12 protein-coding genes are annotated in these 16,906 nt (G+C 60.5%); 6 read left to right on the top strand and 6 right to left on the bottom strand.

Going from position 1 to position 16,906, the window contains the following annotated elements:
• Positions 1 to 33: 33 nt before the first annotated feature.
• The 4 genes from ACTRWK_RS00275 to ACTRWK_RS00260 form a co-directional block, all read right to left on the bottom strand.
• Complete coding sequence (locus ACTRWK_RS00275) at positions 34 to 1,536, bottom strand: replicative DNA helicase (RefSeq protein ID WP_005853895.1); 1,503 nt, start codon at positions 1,534 to 1,536, stop codon at positions 34 to 36.
• A 157-nt stretch (positions 1,537 to 1,693) separates the two neighbouring features.
• Positions 1,694 to 2,374 (bottom strand): orotate phosphoribosyltransferase, encoded by a 681-nt coding sequence (locus ACTRWK_RS00270; RefSeq protein ID WP_005853893.1) that lies wholly within the window; start codon positions 2,372 to 2,374, stop codon positions 1,694 to 1,696.
• Between the two features lie 97 nt (positions 2,375 to 2,471).
• Positions 2,472 to 3,509 carry a dihydroorotase gene (gene pyrC, locus ACTRWK_RS00265; RefSeq protein ID WP_037944439.1) on the bottom strand — a complete coding sequence of 346 codons (1,038 nt, stop codon included), beginning with the start codon at positions 3,507 to 3,509 and terminating at the stop codon, positions 2,472 to 2,474.
• Positions 3,510 to 3,578: 69 nt separating this feature from the next.
• The gene (locus ACTRWK_RS00260) at positions 3,579 to 4,580 is read right to left on the bottom strand and encodes a hypothetical protein (RefSeq protein WP_037944438.1); all 1,002 of its coding nucleotides are present in this window, start codon (positions 4,578 to 4,580) and stop codon (positions 3,579 to 3,581) included.
• A gap of 213 nt (positions 4,581 to 4,793) precedes the next feature.
• On the opposite strand from ACTRWK_RS00260, the gene ACTRWK_RS00255 reads away from it, so the two are divergent.
• Positions 4,794 to 5,705 (top strand): AAA family ATPase, encoded by a 912-nt coding sequence (locus ACTRWK_RS00255; RefSeq protein WP_289081574.1) that lies wholly within the window; start codon positions 4,794 to 4,796, stop codon positions 5,703 to 5,705.
• A 76-nt stretch (positions 5,706 to 5,781) separates the two neighbouring features.
• A complete protein-coding gene (locus ACTRWK_RS00250) occupies positions 5,782 to 7,044 on the top strand; it encodes a vWA domain-containing protein (RefSeq protein ID WP_289081575.1) in 1,263 nt (420 codons plus the stop codon).
• On the opposite strand, the gene purL is transcribed toward ACTRWK_RS00250, so the two are convergent.
• Positions 7,041 to 9,200, bottom strand: coding sequence for a phosphoribosylformylglycinamidine synthase subunit PurL (gene purL, locus ACTRWK_RS00245; protein ID WP_289081576.1), 2,160 nt, complete (start codon positions 9,198 to 9,200; stop codon positions 7,041 to 7,043). The genes ACTRWK_RS00250 and purL overlap by 4 nt on opposite strands.
• Positions 9,201 to 9,452: 252 nt before the next feature.
• Positions 9,453 to 10,358 (bottom strand): LysR family transcriptional regulator, encoded by a 906-nt coding sequence (locus ACTRWK_RS00240; RefSeq protein WP_005853880.1) that lies wholly within the window; start codon positions 10,356 to 10,358, stop codon positions 9,453 to 9,455.
• Between the two features lie 261 nt (positions 10,359 to 10,619).
• Between ACTRWK_RS00240 and ACTRWK_RS00235 the strand changes: the two genes are divergently transcribed.
• The 4 genes from ACTRWK_RS00235 (at position 10,620) to argC (ending at position 16,902) form a co-directional block, all read left to right on the top strand.
• Positions 10,620 to 14,036, top strand: a complete 3,417-nt coding sequence (locus ACTRWK_RS00235; RefSeq protein WP_462843738.1) for an indolepyruvate ferredoxin oxidoreductase family protein — start codon at positions 10,620 to 10,622, stop codon at positions 14,034 to 14,036.
• 79 nt (positions 14,037 to 14,115) lie between these two features.
• Complete coding sequence (locus tag ACTRWK_RS00230) at positions 14,116 to 15,015, top strand: lysophospholipid acyltransferase family protein (RefSeq protein WP_051843964.1); 900 nt, start codon at positions 14,116 to 14,118, stop codon at positions 15,013 to 15,015.
• 12 nt (positions 15,016 to 15,027) lie between these two features.
• Entirely contained in the window at positions 15,028 to 15,837 is an 810-nt protein-coding gene (locus ACTRWK_RS00225) for a glutamate racemase (RefSeq protein ID WP_005853874.1), read from the top strand.
• Positions 15,838 to 15,873: 36 nt separating this feature from the next.
• Complete coding sequence (argC, locus tag ACTRWK_RS00220) at positions 15,874 to 16,902, top strand: N-acetyl-gamma-glutamyl-phosphate reductase (protein WP_289081578.1); 1,029 nt, start codon at positions 15,874 to 15,876, stop codon at positions 16,900 to 16,902.
• Positions 16,903 to 16,906 lie beyond the last annotated feature (4 nt).

Below are 16,906 nucleotides of genomic sequence, written 5' to 3'. Positions count from 1 at the left end.
GCGTGTATTCATCGAATTAACGGGGTGTGGCGATCAGAACTCCTGATCGCCGCCGCCATTTTCACTCTGCCACGGTTTCACAAGGTTGCCAAAGCGGGTGTAGCGCCCTTCAAAGCTGAGATCGACAGTACCAATCGGGCCGTGACGCTGCTTGCCAATGACCACTTCGGCGCGACCGTGCAGACGCTCCATCTCTTCTTGCCAGATCGCCATTTTATCCAGCTCGTGATCGCCGGGCTTTTCGCGTTCCTTATAGTATTCCTCGCGGAACACGAACATCACGACGTCGGCATCCTGTTCGATGGACCCGGATTCACGCAAGTCCGACAGCTGCGGGCGCTTATCTTCGCGGTTTTCCACCTGACGCGACAGCTGCGACAGGGCGATCACGGGGATGTTGAGTTCTTTCGCGATGGCCTTGAGGCCCATGGTGATTTCCGAGATCTCGTTCACCCGGTTTTCGCCTTTGCCCGTCCCGCGCACCAGCTGGAGATAGTCGATGATCAACACGTCCAGCCCGTGGGTCCGCTTGAGCCGCCGCGCACGGGCGGCCAGCTGGCTGATCGGCAGGGCGGGCGTGTCGTCGATATACAGAGGGCAGGCTTCCAACGCTTTGGCGGCATCGACGAAACGGCGGAATTCGGTCTCTGTCATATCACCCGACCGGATCTGGTGGGACGGGATCTCGGCCGCTTCGGACAGGATACGCGCGGCCAACTGCTCCGCGCTCATCTCGAGGCTGTAGAACCCTACAACGCCACCATCTACAGCGCCTTCGGTGCCGTCATGCAAGGTGCCCCGGCGGTAGGCTTTGGCTACGTTGAAGGCGATGTTCGTCGCAAGCGAGGTTTTCCCCATCGACGGACGACCGGCAAGGATCAAAAGGTCAGAGGGGTGTAACCCGCCCAGCTTTTTATCCATATCAATCAGACCGGTAGAGACACCGGATAGGCCACCGTCGCGCTGGTAGGCCGCATTGGCCACGTTGACCGCATCGGTCACGGCTTTCAGAAAGCTCTGGAAACCGCTTTCGGTCTGACCCTGCTCGGCGAGCTTATAGAGTTTCTGTTCGGCCTCGACGATCTGTTCGCGCGGCTCTGACGCGACATCGACCTGTGCGGCTTTGGCCGCGATGTCACGGCCCAGCTGGATCAGGTCGCGGCGCACCGCCAGATCATAGATCATCTGGGCATAGTCGCGCACGGCAAAGGCGCTGATCGCGGCACCGGCAAGGCGCACGAGATAGGCGGGGCCGCCCAGTTCTTTCAGCCCTTCGTCATCCTCCATAAACGCCTTGAGCGTGACGGGGGAGGCAAGGTTGTTCTTGGCGATCCGCGCGGCGGCGATCTCGAAAATACGGGCGTGAACGGGGTCGTAGAAATGCTTGGGACCGATGACAGACGCCACGCGGTCGTAGATATCGTTGTTGGTCAGGATCGCGCCCAACAACTGCTGTTCCGCTTCGATGGAATGCGGCATTGTCTCGGCCGCTTGAACCGTTAGCTGGTTACCGTCGATGCTTGAAATCTCGTTCATGCTACGTGTTGCCCCACTGATTAATGACCCGAGGCTTATCTACCCGAGCCGCCCGTCATCCCGCAATCTTTATAAGCTGTGGATAACCTTATCTCTGCGCTAGCGTAGCATATGTCGCGTGATTTTACACCACGCGACACAATATCATGTGGATTTCTTAGGTTTTTTTCCGCGCATCCTGCCACGCTTCTGGCGCGTTCAGGAAGGCTTCGACTTCGGTCAGGGTTTCTGTGTCAAACGCGTTCTGCGCTTTGGCCTCGGCCAGCACATCCCACCAGGTGCACAGGCTGTGCAACGTAACCCCGTGATCGCCCAAGGTCTTTTCTGTCTGCGGAAAAATACCGTAGTAAAAGATCACTGCGGTATGCGCGCAGGTTGCACCGGTATCGCGAATCGCGTCGACAAAGCTGATCTTCGAGCCGCCATCGGTTGTTAGATCCTCGACCAGCAAAACCCGTTGGCCTTCGGTCATTTCACCTTCAATGCGGGCGTTGCGGCCATAGCCTTTGGGCTTCTTGCGCACATAGGTCATGGGCAGCGCCATGCGCTCGGCCACCATCGCGGCAAAGGGGATGCCCGCGGTTTCACCGCCCGCGATATTGTCAAACGCCTCGAACCCCGCTTCGCGCATCACTGTGACGGTCAGGAAGTCCATCAAGGTGGCGCGGATGCGCGGATAGCTGATCAGCTTGCGGCAATCGATATAGGTCGGGCTCGGCAGGCCGGAGGCGAGGGTAAAGGGCTCTGCCGCGTTGAAATGAACGGCCTTGATCTCCAGCAACATCCGCGCGGTCAAGCGCGCCATTTCGGTAGAGTCGGGGTAGCTGGTGGGGATCATGTCATGCGTTCCTTTTGGGGCCTTGGCGTTGAGGGCGGTGGTGGTCGGTCTCATCCTGCTGCGACCGGCAAACTGTCTTTGGTACTGGGGGGGGGCGTCAGTCGGTGACGGACCAGTTCAGCGGCATCATCGGATCGAACACGGTGACCGGCCCGTCGGGCGTGTCGATGTGATCGGGGTAGGTCGCCGGTGTGCGGGTCAGCGTCATCGTCGCCTCGTTCGGGGCCAGCCCGTAGAAATCCGGCCCGTTCAGCGAGGTAAACCGTTCCAATTGGTCCAGCGCGTCTTCCTGTTCAAAGACCTCGGCCAGGATCGACATCGTATTGGGCGCGGTAAAGCAGCCGGCACAGCCGCAGGGCAGCAGCTTGTTCGCGTCCGTATGCGGCGCGGAATCCGTGCCCAGAAAGAAGCGCGCGTCGCCCGAAGTCGCGGCAGCGCGCAGGGCCAGACGGTGGCTCTCGCGTTTGGCGACGGGCAGGCAGTAGTAATGCGGTTTGATCCCACCGGCGAGGATATGGTTGCGGTTGATCACCAGATGGTGCGTGGTGATGGTCGCGCCCAGATTACCGGTGCTTTCCGTGACATATTGGGCGGCGTCGGCGGTGGTAATATGCTCCATGACGACTTTCAGCCCCGCATGACGGGTGCGGATCGGGTCAAGCACGCGGTCGATGAACACGGCCTCGCGGTCGAAAATGTCGATCTCGGGGTCGGTGACCTCGCCATGGGTGCACAGGGGCAGGCCGATCTCGGCCATGCGTTCCAGCACGGGCGCAACATTGTCAAAGTTCGACACGCCGCTGGCTGAATTTGTCGTCGCACCGGCGGGGTAGAGCTTGACCGCGGTGATCAACCCGCTGGCATGGGCGGCGGCCACATCGTCGGGATCGGTATCCTCGGTCAGATAAAGGGTCATCAGCGGTTTGAACTCCGCGCCCTCGGGCAGTGCCGCGAGGATACGATCGCGGTAGGCGGCCGCATCGGCACCGCGCACCACCGGGGGCACCAGATTGGGCATGATGATGGCGCGGGCAAAATGCGCGGCGGTATGGGGCAACACGGCGTCCAGCATCGCGCCGTCGCGCAGGTGCAGGTGCCAATCATCGGGGCGTCGAAGCGTGAGGGTCTGTGTCATGGGCTCCCCGCTAGCACAGGGCGTGCGGGCGCGCTAGTCTCGGGTTGGTCAAAGGAACCGCAGCAACCGTCAGCCGGTGGTTTTGGCTGCATCCTGCGATTGCGTATCCTGTTCCTCTGCAGTCCCGTTTTCCTGTGCGACGCGCAGGGCCAGTTCGGCCTCTAACTGCTTTTTGCGCCGGACAAACCGAGGGGCCGACATGTGCCCTGTCACGAAATTGCAAAGCGTGAGCGTCAACGGATCGCGCTGCTCGCGTTCCAGCGCGGCAAGCAGGCCCTTCAGATAGGGGCGGTGATCGCGGCGCGCCCGGGCGATGCGTGCAAAGCTCGCGATTGTCAGCTCGCCATCGGCTGCAAGGGTCAGCAGGTTTTCGAACTGGTCAAGCTCCAGCAGTTTCGATTGCAGCGCCGTGCCCATGCGCCGCATCCGAAGTTTGGTCACATTGGGGCGGGTAAAGAGGCTGGCGTGCATCGCGTCCAGCGGCACAGTCGGGTCATAGATCACAAAAGCGGCCTCGGCCGCGTCCAGCATATCGGGGGCATATCCGAACCGGGAGGTGAAATCCGTGCGCCGCATCTCGACAAAGCGATCGTCCCATTCGGTCACGCTGGGGTCCAGCGTCGCTTGCGGCTGGATGGCAACGACCATTGCGCCCGGTGCCGCGACAGAGAATGCCGCAGCCGCATAGCCGCCCGGACCCGCGCCATAAAAGACCACGCGGTCAAAGCCGTCGAAAAAGCCATCGTCGATCAGCCGGTCGAAAAACGCATAAACGGGCGCGTCCCGGAACCATGTGTCCCCTTCAGACGCCAGACAAAGATGCGACCAACCTTCGCTGCGCACCATTTCCCAGCCCAATGGATGCGCCATCGATGACAAGGCGCGCATCCCGTTGATGGTTTCAAAGCTGACCAGCAGGGTAGAGGATTTTTCCAGAAACATCGCGTGGTGTCGTGACCCGAGCGCTTCATAGAACCCGCCATTCTGCGCGACCTGCTTCACAGCATCCATCCACTCGCTTTTGGAATAGTCCTCAAAAGACGTGTCGAGCGTTACGGCGGTATCGATCATGGTAAACTTCCTCAATCGTATCTGGGCACAGGAAACCCCTGGCTTTTGGTCTGAGGTATCGGCGCATTAAGGCGAAAATGCGGAGATTTGAAGCACATTTATAGCACATTCTGTGGTCGCTCCAAGGCATAGAGTCTGTTGAACCCCGTGCAGACCCCTTGACCGCGCGGGATCAGAATGCACCACTCGTCCCAATCACAACCGGAGAATGCCATGCAACTGCCCCCTTCGATCGACGCCGTGCAAGAGCTGCTTGCGGGGCAGGGATATGTCTGCGGGCGGCCTTTGGCCACGGTGGTGTTCCTGAGCCTGACCTTGGGCCGGCCGCTGTTCCTCGAGGGAGAGGCAGGCGTCGGCAAGACAGAGATCGCCAAAGCATTGGCCCTGGCCTTGGACCGCAAGTTGATCCGGTTGCAATGCTATGAAGGGCTGGACGCCGCCACGGCGGTCTACGAATGGAACTTCCCTGCCCAGATGGTGGCAATCCGCACGGCTGAGGCCACCGGCGATCGCTCGCGACAGCAGCTCACAACAGAACTCTTTAGCGACGACTTTCTGATCGAACGCCCCTTGCTTGAAGCGATGCGCCCTGACGGACGCGGTGCGCCCATCCTGTTGATCGACGAGCTTGACCGCACGGACGCCCCGTTCGAAGCCTTCCTGCTTGAGGCGCTCAGCGATTTTCAGGTCACGATCCCCGAACTCGGCACGATCAAGGCTCCTGAGCCCCCCATTGTGATCCTGACCTCGAACCGCACGCGCGAGGTGCATGACGCGCTCAAACGCCGCTGTCTTTATCACTGGGTCGATTATCCCGATTTCCCCCGCGAGATGGAGATTCTGGCCGCCCGCGCCCCCGAAGCCTCAGCCGCGCTCAGCCGCGAGGTCGTGGCCTTTGTCCAGCAGCTTCGGACCGAGGACCTGTTCAAGAAGCCCGGCGTGGCCGAAACCATTGATTGGGCAAAATGTCTGCTGGCGCTGGATGTGATCAACCTTAGCCCCGAAACCATTGCGGATACGCTTGGGGCGATCCTGAAATACCAGGATGACATCGCCAAACTGCAAGGATCAGAGGCGAAACGCATCCTCGATCAAGCCAAAGCCACGCTGGACGAGACCCCTTGACGGATACTGCCGCTTCCAAATGGTCTAAAATCCTCGGGGGTCCGGGGGCCGACAGCCCCCGGCGGCAGGCGACCTGATGGAACATCTGCCCCTAGATCTGCCCGATAACCCCAAACTCGCCGGCAATATCACCCATTTCGCCCGTGCCCTGCGCCGCGCCGGTCTGCCCATTGGCCCCGGTCGCGTGATTGACGCAATCCGCGCGGTAGAGGTGGCGGGGTTCACCGACAAAACCGATTTCTACTGGACCCTGCACGCCTGCTTTGTGAACCGTCCTGAACACCGGACCATCTTTGCGCAGCTCTTCCGGCTTTATTGGCGCGACCCGCGGTATCTGGAACATATGATGGCCGCGATGCTGCCCGCGATCCGTGGCGTGCAGGAAGACCGCCCCGCTCAAGCCGCCGAGAAACGCGCGGCAGAGGCGTTGCTGGACGGTGCCGAAGCGCCGGAACGCGAGCGCGAAGAACCGCAAGACGAGCGCGAGACAGAGATCGAGGTCGATGCCAGCCTGACCATGTCCTCGCAAGAACGGCTGCGCAGTCTTGATTTCGAACTGATGAGCCTCGCGGAGGTGGCGGAGGCCAAGAAGATGCTGGCGCGGTTGCGCTTGCCGGTCAAACCCATGCCGTCACGCCGTGCCATGACGTCCCCAAGGGGGCGGATCGACGCGGGGCGCAGCCTGCGGGCCGCGCTGCGCCGCGGCGGAGAGATGGACAAGCTGGTGCTGAAAACCCCGCGCCCACGCTATCCCAATCTGGTGGTGCTTTGCGATATCTCCGGTTCCATGAGCCAATATTCCCGCATGGTGCTGCATTTCCTGCATGCGGTGAGCAATGCCAAGGGCGCGGGGTGGGCGCAGGTGCATGCGTTTACCTTTGGCACGCGGCTGACCAATATCACCCGCCATCTGGCGACGCGCGACGTGGATGCAGCGCTCAAGGCGGCGGGGGCAGAGGCTCAGGATTGGGAGGGCGGCACGCGTATCGGGGCCTGTATCGAGGCGTTCAACCGCGATTGGTCGCGGCGGGTCATGGGGCAGGGTGCGGTTGTGCTGTTGATCACTGACGGGCTGGACCGCGATGCGCCCGATGATCTGGCGCGACAGATGCAGCGGTTGCATCTGTCCGCACGTCGGCTGATCTGGCTAAATCCGCTGCTGCGGTGGGACGGGTTCGCGCCCAAAGCGGCAGGTATCCGTGCGATGCTGCCCTTCACCGACAGCTTTCGGGCCGGTCACTCGATTGCGTCGTTGCAAGAACTGGCAGAGGTGATCTCCCGCCCCGATGACCGGGGCGAGAAAACGCGATTGATGCAGATGATGGGGGCGGCCCCTTAGGCGAAGGTTTCAGCAAAAGCCCCGCGATAGGTCGCTGACAGGTCAGCCAAAGGCGCTTTGACGCCGCCGAAGTTCACTTGATCCCCGCCGAACTTGCCGACGCTTTCCAGATGCAGGCCGGCGTTTTGCGCGGCGATCATCAGGGCTTCGGCCTGATCGAAGTTACAGGCGATCAGATAGCGGGCTTGATCCTCGCCAAACAGAACCTGCGTATCGGCAGAATCCAGGGTCACGCCGACGCCGGCCTCGTCCGCCAGTTCAAAGGCTGCCAGCGCCAGACCGCCGTCCGACAGGTCGGTGCAGGCTTTGATCAACGCGCGGTTGGCGCGGATGAATTCACCGTGGGCCTTCTCCAGCGCCAGATCGACATGGGGGGCGTCGCCATCGCGGCGGTTGAACACTTCAAGCAGCAGGGCGGATTGTCCGATGTGCCCTTCGGTGGCCCCAAGAACCAAAGCGACATGACCCTCGCGGACCTCTTTGCCGATGATCTCGTCCGTATGTTTAAGCAGGCCGACCGCGCCAATGGTGGGGGTGGGCAGAATGCCTTTGCCGTCGGTTTCGTTATACAGCGACACGTTGCCGGACACGATGGGCATGTCCAACGCGGCAACCGCTTCGCCGATGCCTTTCAGCGCGCCGACGAACTGGCCCATGATCTCGGGCTTTTCGGGGTTGCCGAAGTTGAGGTTGTCCGTGGTCGCCAGCGGCAGTGCCCCTACGGCACAGAGGTTGCGGTAGGCTTCGGCCACGGCCTGTTTGCCGCCTTCGACAGGGTTCGCCTTGACGTAGCGGGGCGTCACATCCGAGGTAAAGGCGATCGCCTTGTCGGTGCCATGCACGCGCACGATGCCCGATCCCAGACCGGGGGTGCGGGCGCTGTCGCCCATGACCATTGTGTCGTATTGTTCAAACACCCACGCTTTGGACGCGTAGTTCGGGCTGGAGATCAGCGCGCTCAGCCCGTCGATGGGGTCTATGCCGGGGACATCCGACAGCGGTTCGGCTGCGGGTGTCTCGACATAGGGGCGGTCGTATTCGGGCGCGTTGCCCGAGAGCGCTTTAAGCGGCAGGTCGGCTTTGATCTCGCCATTGTGCACGATCAAGAAACGGTCCTCGGCGATTGTTTCGCCTACGATGGCGAAATCGAGGTCCCATTTGTCGAAGACGGCTTTCGCCTCGGCTTCGAGTTCGGGACGCAGGACCATCAGCATCCGTTCCTGGGATTCCGACAGCATCATCTCGTAGGCGGTCATGGCGTGTTCGCGGGTCGGGACCTTTTCGAGGTCCAGACGCACACCAAGGTTGCCCTTGTCGCCCATTTCCACGGCCGAACAGGTCAGGCCTGCCGCACCCATATCCTGGATCGAAATCACGGCACCGGTCGCCATTAGTTCGAGCGTGGCTTCCATCAGGCGTTTTTCGGTGAAGGGGTCGCCAACCTGAACGGTGGGACGTTTGTCTTCGATGGTGTCGTCGAACTCGGCCGATGCCATCGTCGCACCGCCCACACCGTCGCGGCCGGTTTTCGCACCAAGGTAAACGACTGGCATGCCAACGCCGGAAGCGGCGGAATAGAAGATCTTGTCAGTGTCGGCCAAACCCGCGGCAAAGGCATTCACAAGGCAGTTGCCGTCATAGGCGGTGTCAAAGCGCACTTCGCCGCCCACCGTGGGCACGCCAAAGCAGTTACCGTAGCCGCCAACGCCTGCAACCACGCCATGCACCAGCTGGCGTGTCTTGCGGTGGTCGGGCGACCCGAAGCTAAGAGAGTTCATCGCCGCGATCGGACGCGCGCCCATCGTGAACACGTCCCGCAGGATGCCGCCCACGCCAGTCGCCGCACCCTGATAGGGTTCGATGTAGGACGGGTGGTTGTGGCTTTCCATCTTGAAGACCAGCGCTTGGCCGTCGCCGATATCAACGATGCCCGCATTCTCGCCCGGGCCGCAGATCACCTGAGGGCCCTCGGTCGGCAGGGTACGCAGCCACTTCTTTGACGACTTGTAGGAACAGTGTTCGTTCCACATGGCCGAAAAGATGCCCAGTTCGGTAAAGGTGGGTTCGCGCCCGATGATATCCAGAATACGCTGATATTCTTCGGCATTGATGCCGTGGCTGGAAATCAGGTCTTGGGTGATGGCTGGTTCGGTCATGGTGCGCGTTTTCCCCTAGCAATATGCCACACCTCTTAGATCAAGCGCAGCGCGGGGAAAAGACCTAAGGCTCGTGAAGGGCCATAGCCAAAAAAAAGGCCGAGCACGAAGCTCGGCCGAGTCCAACAGGGAGGTATGAAGTAGCGGCGCGGAGCCGCCCGTCTTCATACCGCCCAATTAAGTGGCGTTCGTGCACGGTTCAAGGATGGAATCGTTAATCTATGACATGTCCGATATGCGGTTTTCGCATAGCTAGTGGGACTCTTTCTCGCGCAGCAGTTTGCGGTGGGTAATGATCTCGTCCTGCACGAAGTCTTTAAAGGCCGCGACCCGCTTGGAGGCGCGCAATTCTTCGGGGTAGGCAAGGAATACGGGCACATCCGCCGACTCGGTCTCTGGCAGAACTTGCACCAGATCGGGGAAGTCTTGGATGAGGTAGTCGGGCAGTACGCCGATCCCGAGGTTGTTGATCACCGCTTGCAATACGCCAAAGTAGTTGTTCACCGTCAGCATCGACCGCACGTCATGCATCATAAGCTGCTGGATCAGGTTCAGACCCGCATGCACCTGGTTGCTGTCGGTGTTCTGGCAGATCAGACGGTGGTCCGACATATCCTCAAGCCGCTGGGGCGTGCCGTTCGCCGCAAGATAGGCGGGCGAGGCGTACATGCACATCTTGATCATCATCAGTTTCTTGCGCACCAGATCGGCTTGCGACGGCTCTTTCATGCGGATGGCGACATCGGCTTCGCGCATGGGCAGGTCAAGGACGCGTTCTTCGAGCATCAGGTCGACCTTTAGGTCGGGGTATTTCTCGTAGAGCTTCGGCAGACGCGGGGCCAGCCAAAGGGTGCCAAAGCCCGTGGTCGTGGTGACACGCAATTCGCCAAAGACTTCTTCCTCGCTGTCGCGGATGCGCGCAGCGGCGGTATCCAGCCGTTTGGACATGGCGACGGTGGCGTCGAACAGCAGCTCGCCTTGTTCGGTCAGGATCAAGCCGCGTGCGTGGCGGTGGAACAGGTTGGTATTCAGCTGCTCTTCCAGTCCGCGGATCTGGCGGCTGACGGCAGATTGCGACAAATTCAGCTTGTCGCCCGCATGGGTCAAGCTGCCCGCGTCCGCCACGGCGTGAAATATTCTGAGCTTGTCCCAATCCATGAGGACTACCTTTATAATGAGCGCAGTGTTCGCAAGAACGGTCATCTTTGCGCGTTTTACAGTTTAAAAACAACCCTCCGACGCGGCGCATCGGTATATGTGCGGTTATCTTATCACGGATAGATCGGGCGGAGGTGCAAAAGATCAAGCCCCGCGCCTTGGCGCTTTATGACCTAGGGGCAGACACAACGCTAGACAGGTCAGCTTTTGTGACCTAGTGTGATGCCATAGCTATTGATTGCACGTAGGGGAGGACGCGCTATGGGTACGCAAAAAATTTCACTAACTGACCGGTATGACCTCGAGAAATCGCCCGTGTTGCTGAACGGTACACAGGCGTTGGTGCGCCTGACGATGATGCAGGCGGCACGGGACAAGGCGGCAGGGTTGAATACCGCCGGATACGTGACCGGATATCGTGGATCGCCACTAGGGGCCGTTGACCTTCAGATGGACCGCGCCGCCAAGACGCTGGCCGCGCATAACGTCGTGTTCGAACCGGGCCTGAACGAAGATCTTGCCGCTACGGCCCTATGGGGCAGCCAGCAGGCAGAATTGCGCGGTGAGGGGAAGTACGACGGCGTGTTTGGCCTGTGGTACGGCAAGGGCCCGGGTGTGGACCGCTCTGGTGACGTGATGCGTCACGCGAATATGGCGGGCTCGTCCGTGAACGGTGGTGTTCTGATGGCCATGGGGGATGACCACACGGGTGAATCCTCTACCGTGTTGCACCAGTCCGAATGGGCGATGGTGGATGCCTATATGCCCGTCGTCAGCCCCGCCGGTGTGCAGGAGATCCTTGATTACGGTATCTACGGCTGGGCGCTAAGCCGTTTCAGCGGGCTATGGGTCGGGCTCAAGACGATGAAAGACACCGTAGAGGCGACATCGGTCGTGAATGGTGACCCGAACCGAATGAAGCTGGTCACCCCGCAGTTCGATATGCCCGACGGTGGGCTGAACATCCGTCTGCAAGACACGCCGCATCTGCAAGAAGCGCGGATGATCGACTATAAGCGCTTTGCCGCAGAGGCGTTTAGCCACGCCAACAAGATGGACAAACGCATGTGGGGCAAGCGCGGGGCCAAGATCGGCATCGCGGCAGCCGGCAAGAACTGGCTGGATGTGATCCACGCCATGAGCTTGCTTAACATCGACGAGAACGAAGCCGAACGTCTGGGGATCACGCTGTATAAGATCGGGCAGACCTTCCCGCTGGATATGAAGGGGTTCCATTCCTGGGCCGAAGGGCTCGATCTGGTGATTGTCGTAGAAGAGAAGCGCAAGCTGATCGAGGTGCAGATCAAAGAGGCGTTGTTCTCGGATACGCATCGCCGCGTCTATGGCTGGCACAAAGGCGGCGGTGCCGGGATGGAGCATGGCGAAGAGCTGTTCCCCACCCGTGGCGCACTGGACCCGATCTGGATTGCCGAAAAGCTGGGCGGTATCTTTATTGAGGAAGGCCGGACCACCGATGGCATCAAGGCGGGTATGGAAGCGCTGGATACCGCGCGACGTGCCGATAACGCCGAAGACATCGCTGCGCGTGTGCCCTACTTCTGTTCGGGCTGTCCGCATAACTCGTCAACCAAGCTCCCAGAGGGGAGCCGCGCCTACGCCGGGATCGGTTGCCACTATATGGTGCAATGGATGGATCGCGAGACAACCGGCTTTACCCATATGGGAGGGGAAGGTGCGAACTGGATCGGTGAATCCAAATTCTCGACACGCGACCATGTGTTCCAGAACCTCGGGGACGGGACATACAACCATTCGGGCAATCTGGCGATCCGTGCGGCCATCGCGGCCAAGACGAACATCACCTACAAGATCCTTTATAACGATGCCGTCGCCATGACCGGTGGCCAGCACAACGAAGGCGATCTGGACGCGCCGCGTATCGTGGCAGAGGTGAAGGCCATGGGCGTTAAGAATATCGCCGTGGTCTATGACGAGAAAGAAGACGTAGACGAAAAAGCCTTTGGTGGCGTGCCGATGTACGAGCGTGCGGACCTGCAGACCGTGCAAGAGAATTTCGCCAAACACAAAGGCGTCAGCGTCATCGTCTATATCCAGACCTGTGCCGCCGAGAAACGTCGCCGTCGCAAACGGGGGTTGTTCCCCGATCCCGACAAGCGCGTGTTCATCAATACTGATGTCTGCGAAGGCTGCGGGGATTGTGGTGTGCAGTCCAACTGCGTCTCGATCGTGCCCGAAGAAACAGAACTGGGGCGCAAACGGGCCATTGATCAATCCTCGTGCAACAAGGATTTCTCGTGCGTTAAAGGGTTCTGCCCGTCCTTCGTGACGCTGGAAGGGGCGAAGATCCGCAAGGATCCCACGACAGAGGTCAAGATCCCCGACCTGCCCATGCCGACCCTGCCTGCGATCAATGGCACGCATAACGTGGTGATCACCGGTGTTGGTGGGACCGGCGTTGTGACCATCGGTGCCGTGCTGGCGCAAGCCGCGCAGATTGATGGCAAGGGCGCTGGGATGATGGAGATGGCAGGCCTTGCCCAAAAGGGCGGTGCCGTGCATATCCATTGCCGCATTGCGAACCGTCCCGAAGACATCAGCGCCATTCGCGTGGCAACGGGTGAAGCGGATGCGTTGATCGGGGGCGATCTTGTTGTCTCTGCCGGGACCAAGACGCTTGGCCTGACGCGCGCTGGGCGGACGGGGGCGGTCGTGAACTCGCACCAGATCATCACGGGCGAGTTTACCCGCGATACCGAGTTCCAGATGCCCTACGACCGGCTGACCCTCGCGCTTGAGGCGCGGCTCAAGGATGACGTCGCGCTGTTTGATGCCTCTGATTTGGCGAAGGCGACGCTGGGGGATTCGATCTATTCGAACATGATGATCTTCGGCGCAGCGTGGCAGCAGGGGTTGATCCCGCTGTCGCTGGACAGCTTGCAACAGGCGATCACGTTGAACGGTGCCGCGGTCGAGCGGAACTTGCGCGCGTTTGAACTGGGCCGTTGGGCCGTGCTGCACCCCGAAGACGCAAAGCGCGTGATGACACCCAATGTTGTCGCCCTGCCGAAAACGCTGGATGAACGGATCGCCTTCCGCAAGGACCACCTGATCGCCTATCAGGGCAAGCGGCTGGCGAAGCGTTATGGCACCATGGTGGACAGCATTACCGACGCGCGCCTGCAAGAGGCCGTGGCCTTGGGCTACCACAAGCTCTTGTCCTACAAAGATGAATACGAGGTCGCGCGCCTGTTGAAATCCACCCGCGCCAAAGTGGCAGAGGCCTTTGAGGGGGACCCCAAGCTGACCTTCAACCTTGCGCCACCGATCCTGTCGAAAACCGGCGCGGATGGCCGTCCGATGAAACGGACCTTTGGCGCGTGGATGGAGGGGCCGTTCAACATGCTGGCGCGGATGAAGTTCCTGCGCGGCACGCCGTTCGATCCCTTTGGCCGCACCGAAGAACGCCGGATGGAGCGGTCCTTGATCGCGCAATACGAGGCCGACATGAAGGATGTTCTGCCCAAGCTGACTGATGCAACCCACGACGCGATTGTCGCCTTGGCAGAGCTTCCCTTGCAGATCCGCGGTTTTGGTCCGGTAAAACAGGCGAATGAAGCCAAGGCCGCAAAGCGGCGCGAAGAGCTGTTGGCCGTTATCCGGTCAGGGGGTACGCAAACCTCGCGCGCGGCAGAGTAGGCTGAATAGGCTGTCTGTCACGCGACTGTCATGATCCACTGCTAGAGGGCAAGGCAAAGCCCGTGAAAAGGAACCGACCTTGACCCTCCTGCAGCCCGATCTTCGGCCTCTGACAGCGCGTGACATTAGCTATGCCTATTCCGCCAAATCGCGGCCCGCGCGTGCCTTCATTCGCCTGATGGAGAATAGCACAGGGCGGTTGGGGCTGATGAAACGCGCAACCGGCTATGAAGACGACATGGCGCGCGGGATGGGCTTCTTTGACGTGATGGTGCAGCGCTATGGGCTGACGCTTGACGTCGTGGGCGGCAGTCTGGCGAATATCCCCGAAACGGGGCCTGTCATCGCGCTGGCGAACCATCCTTACGGTATTCTGGACGGGTTGATGCTGGGGCATATGTTGGCGCGCCGCCGGGACGGGTTCAAGATCATGGCCCATTCGGTCTTTAACCGCGCGCCCGACCTGAACCGCCATCTGCTGCCGATCAGTTTTGACGAGGACAAGGCCGCGCTGGCGCTGAACTTGCGCACGCGCAAGACCGCGCTGGAGTATCTGGGGCAGGGTGGCGCGGTTGGTATCTTTCCGGGGGGCACCGTCAGCACCAGCGCACGGCCGTTTTCGCGCCCCATGGACCCGGGCTGGCGCAGCTTTACCGCCCGCATGATCGCGAAATCGGATGCCACCGTCGTGCCGATCTACTTTGACGGCCACACCAGCCGTCTGTTCCAGATTGCCAGCCATCTGCATCACACCCTGCGCATGGGTCTGCTGATCAAGGAATTCCGCAAACGCGTCGACACGCCCGTGCGCGTGGTCATCGGCGACCCCATCGGCAGAAACGTGCTGGACCCCATGGCAAAAGACGCAAAAGCTATGATGGATTTCCTGCGCAAAGCGACGTATGAGTTGTCACCAGACCCGGCAAAATCCTTTGATCTGGGGTTTGAATTTGAAGATCGGCATCGTGCCGACAGGTGACGGCAAGGTGTTATGGCAGTTGGTATTTTCGATTCTGGGCTAGGCGGGCTGACCGTTTGGGATGCCGTGCAGGCGCAGCTTCCGGATGTGGATTTCGTGTATTTGGCCGATAGCGCCCATGCGCCCTACGGTGTGCGTAACGCGGATGACATTTATAACCTGACCACTGCTGCAACCCAGCGTCTGTTTGATGCCGGCTGCGATCTGGTGATCTTGGCGTGCAACACGGCCTCTGCCGCGGCGCTACGCCGGATGCAGGAAGGGTGGATCCCGTCGGACAAGCGCGTGTTGGGCGTCTTTGTGCCGCTGATCGAGGCGATGACAGAACGCCAATGGGGCGACAATTCCCCCCCGCGCGAGGTGGATCTCAAGCACGTGGCGCTGTTTGCGACGCCCGCAACGGTGGCAAGCCGTGCGTTCCAGCGTGAACTGGCCTTTCGGGCGATCGGCGTCGATGTCGAAGCGCAGGCCTGTGGGGGTGTCGTGGATGCGATCGAGGACGGTGACTTCATCCTCGCCGAAGCGCTGGTGCGCAGCCATGTGGACGCGCTGAAACGCAAGATGCCCGCGCCCGAAGCTGCCATTCTGGGCTGCACCCATTACCCGCTGATGCAGGAAACCTTTCAGGACGCGCTTGGCCCCGATGTCAAAGTGTTCAGCCAGGCCAATCTGGTCGCCCATAGTCTGAGCGACTATCTAAAGCGTCACCCCAATATGCTGGGCACGGGCGAGGCGGCTTTCCTGACCACGGGCGACCCCAAAAAGGTCAGCAGCCGTGCCACGCAATTCTTGCGACGACCGTTGACCTTTCAAGCGGCCTAACACGTATTTGCTAACACTTTCCGAACGGAACCCGACATGACCCATAATATCGCCATTCTTGGTGCCTCCGGCTATACCGGAGCCGAGCTGATCCGGCTGATCGCTGGCCATTCTTCTATGCAGATCAAAGCTTTGGGGGCAAACTCCAAGGCGGGGCAAACCATCGCAGAGGTGTTTCCACACCTGCGCCATCTCGACCTGCCCACATTGGTCACCATTGAAGAGATCGATTTCTCGGACATTGACCTGTGCTTTTGCGCCTTGCCCCATAAAACCAGCCAAGAGGTCATCGCGAACCTGCCTAAAGGCCTGAAAATCGTCGATCTTTCGGCAGATTTCCGGCTGCGCGACCCCGAGGCCTATGCCAAGTGGTACGGCAACCCCCATGCCGCGCTGGAGCAGCAGAAAGAGGCGGTCTATGGCCTCACCGAATTCTACCGCGAAGAGATCAAATCCGCGCGTCTTGTGGCCGGTACGGGCTGTAACGCCGCCACCGGTCAGTTTGCCCTGCGCCCCTTGATCGAAAAAGGCGTGATTGATCTGGACGACATCATCCTTGACCTCAAATGCGCCGTGTCCGGTGCGGGGCGGTCGTTGAAGGAAAACCTGCTGCATGCAGAACTGTCCGAGGGGTATCACGCATATTCCCTTGGCGGGACGCACCGCCATCTGGGTGAGTTTGATCAGGAGTTTTCCGCCATTGCCGGCCGTCCGGTCAAGGTGCAGTTCACCCCGCATCTGGTGCCCGCCAACCGCGGGATTTTGGCGACCGTCTATGTCAAAGGCGACGCCGAGGTGATCCACAAAACCCTTGCCGCGGCCTATGATGCCGAGCCCTTTATCGAGGTGCTGCCCATGGGGGAGGCCCCGAGCACGCGCCATATTCGCGGGTCGAACTTCTGTCATATCGGCGTGGTGGCAGACCGGATCGACGGCCGCGCCATTGTGGTTGCCGCGCTCGATAATTTGACCAAAGGCTCCAGCGGGCAGGCGTTGCAAAACGCCAACCTGATGTTAGGTATTGACGAGGTCGAGGGGCTGATGATGGCTCCGCTTTTTCCCTGAGGGC

It is taken from the genome of Sulfitobacter sp. G5_S2_6_S6, assembly GCF_054968505.1.
Note: the sequence above shows the minus strand (reverse complement) of the source record. Positions and strands in the feature narration are given on the sequence as shown.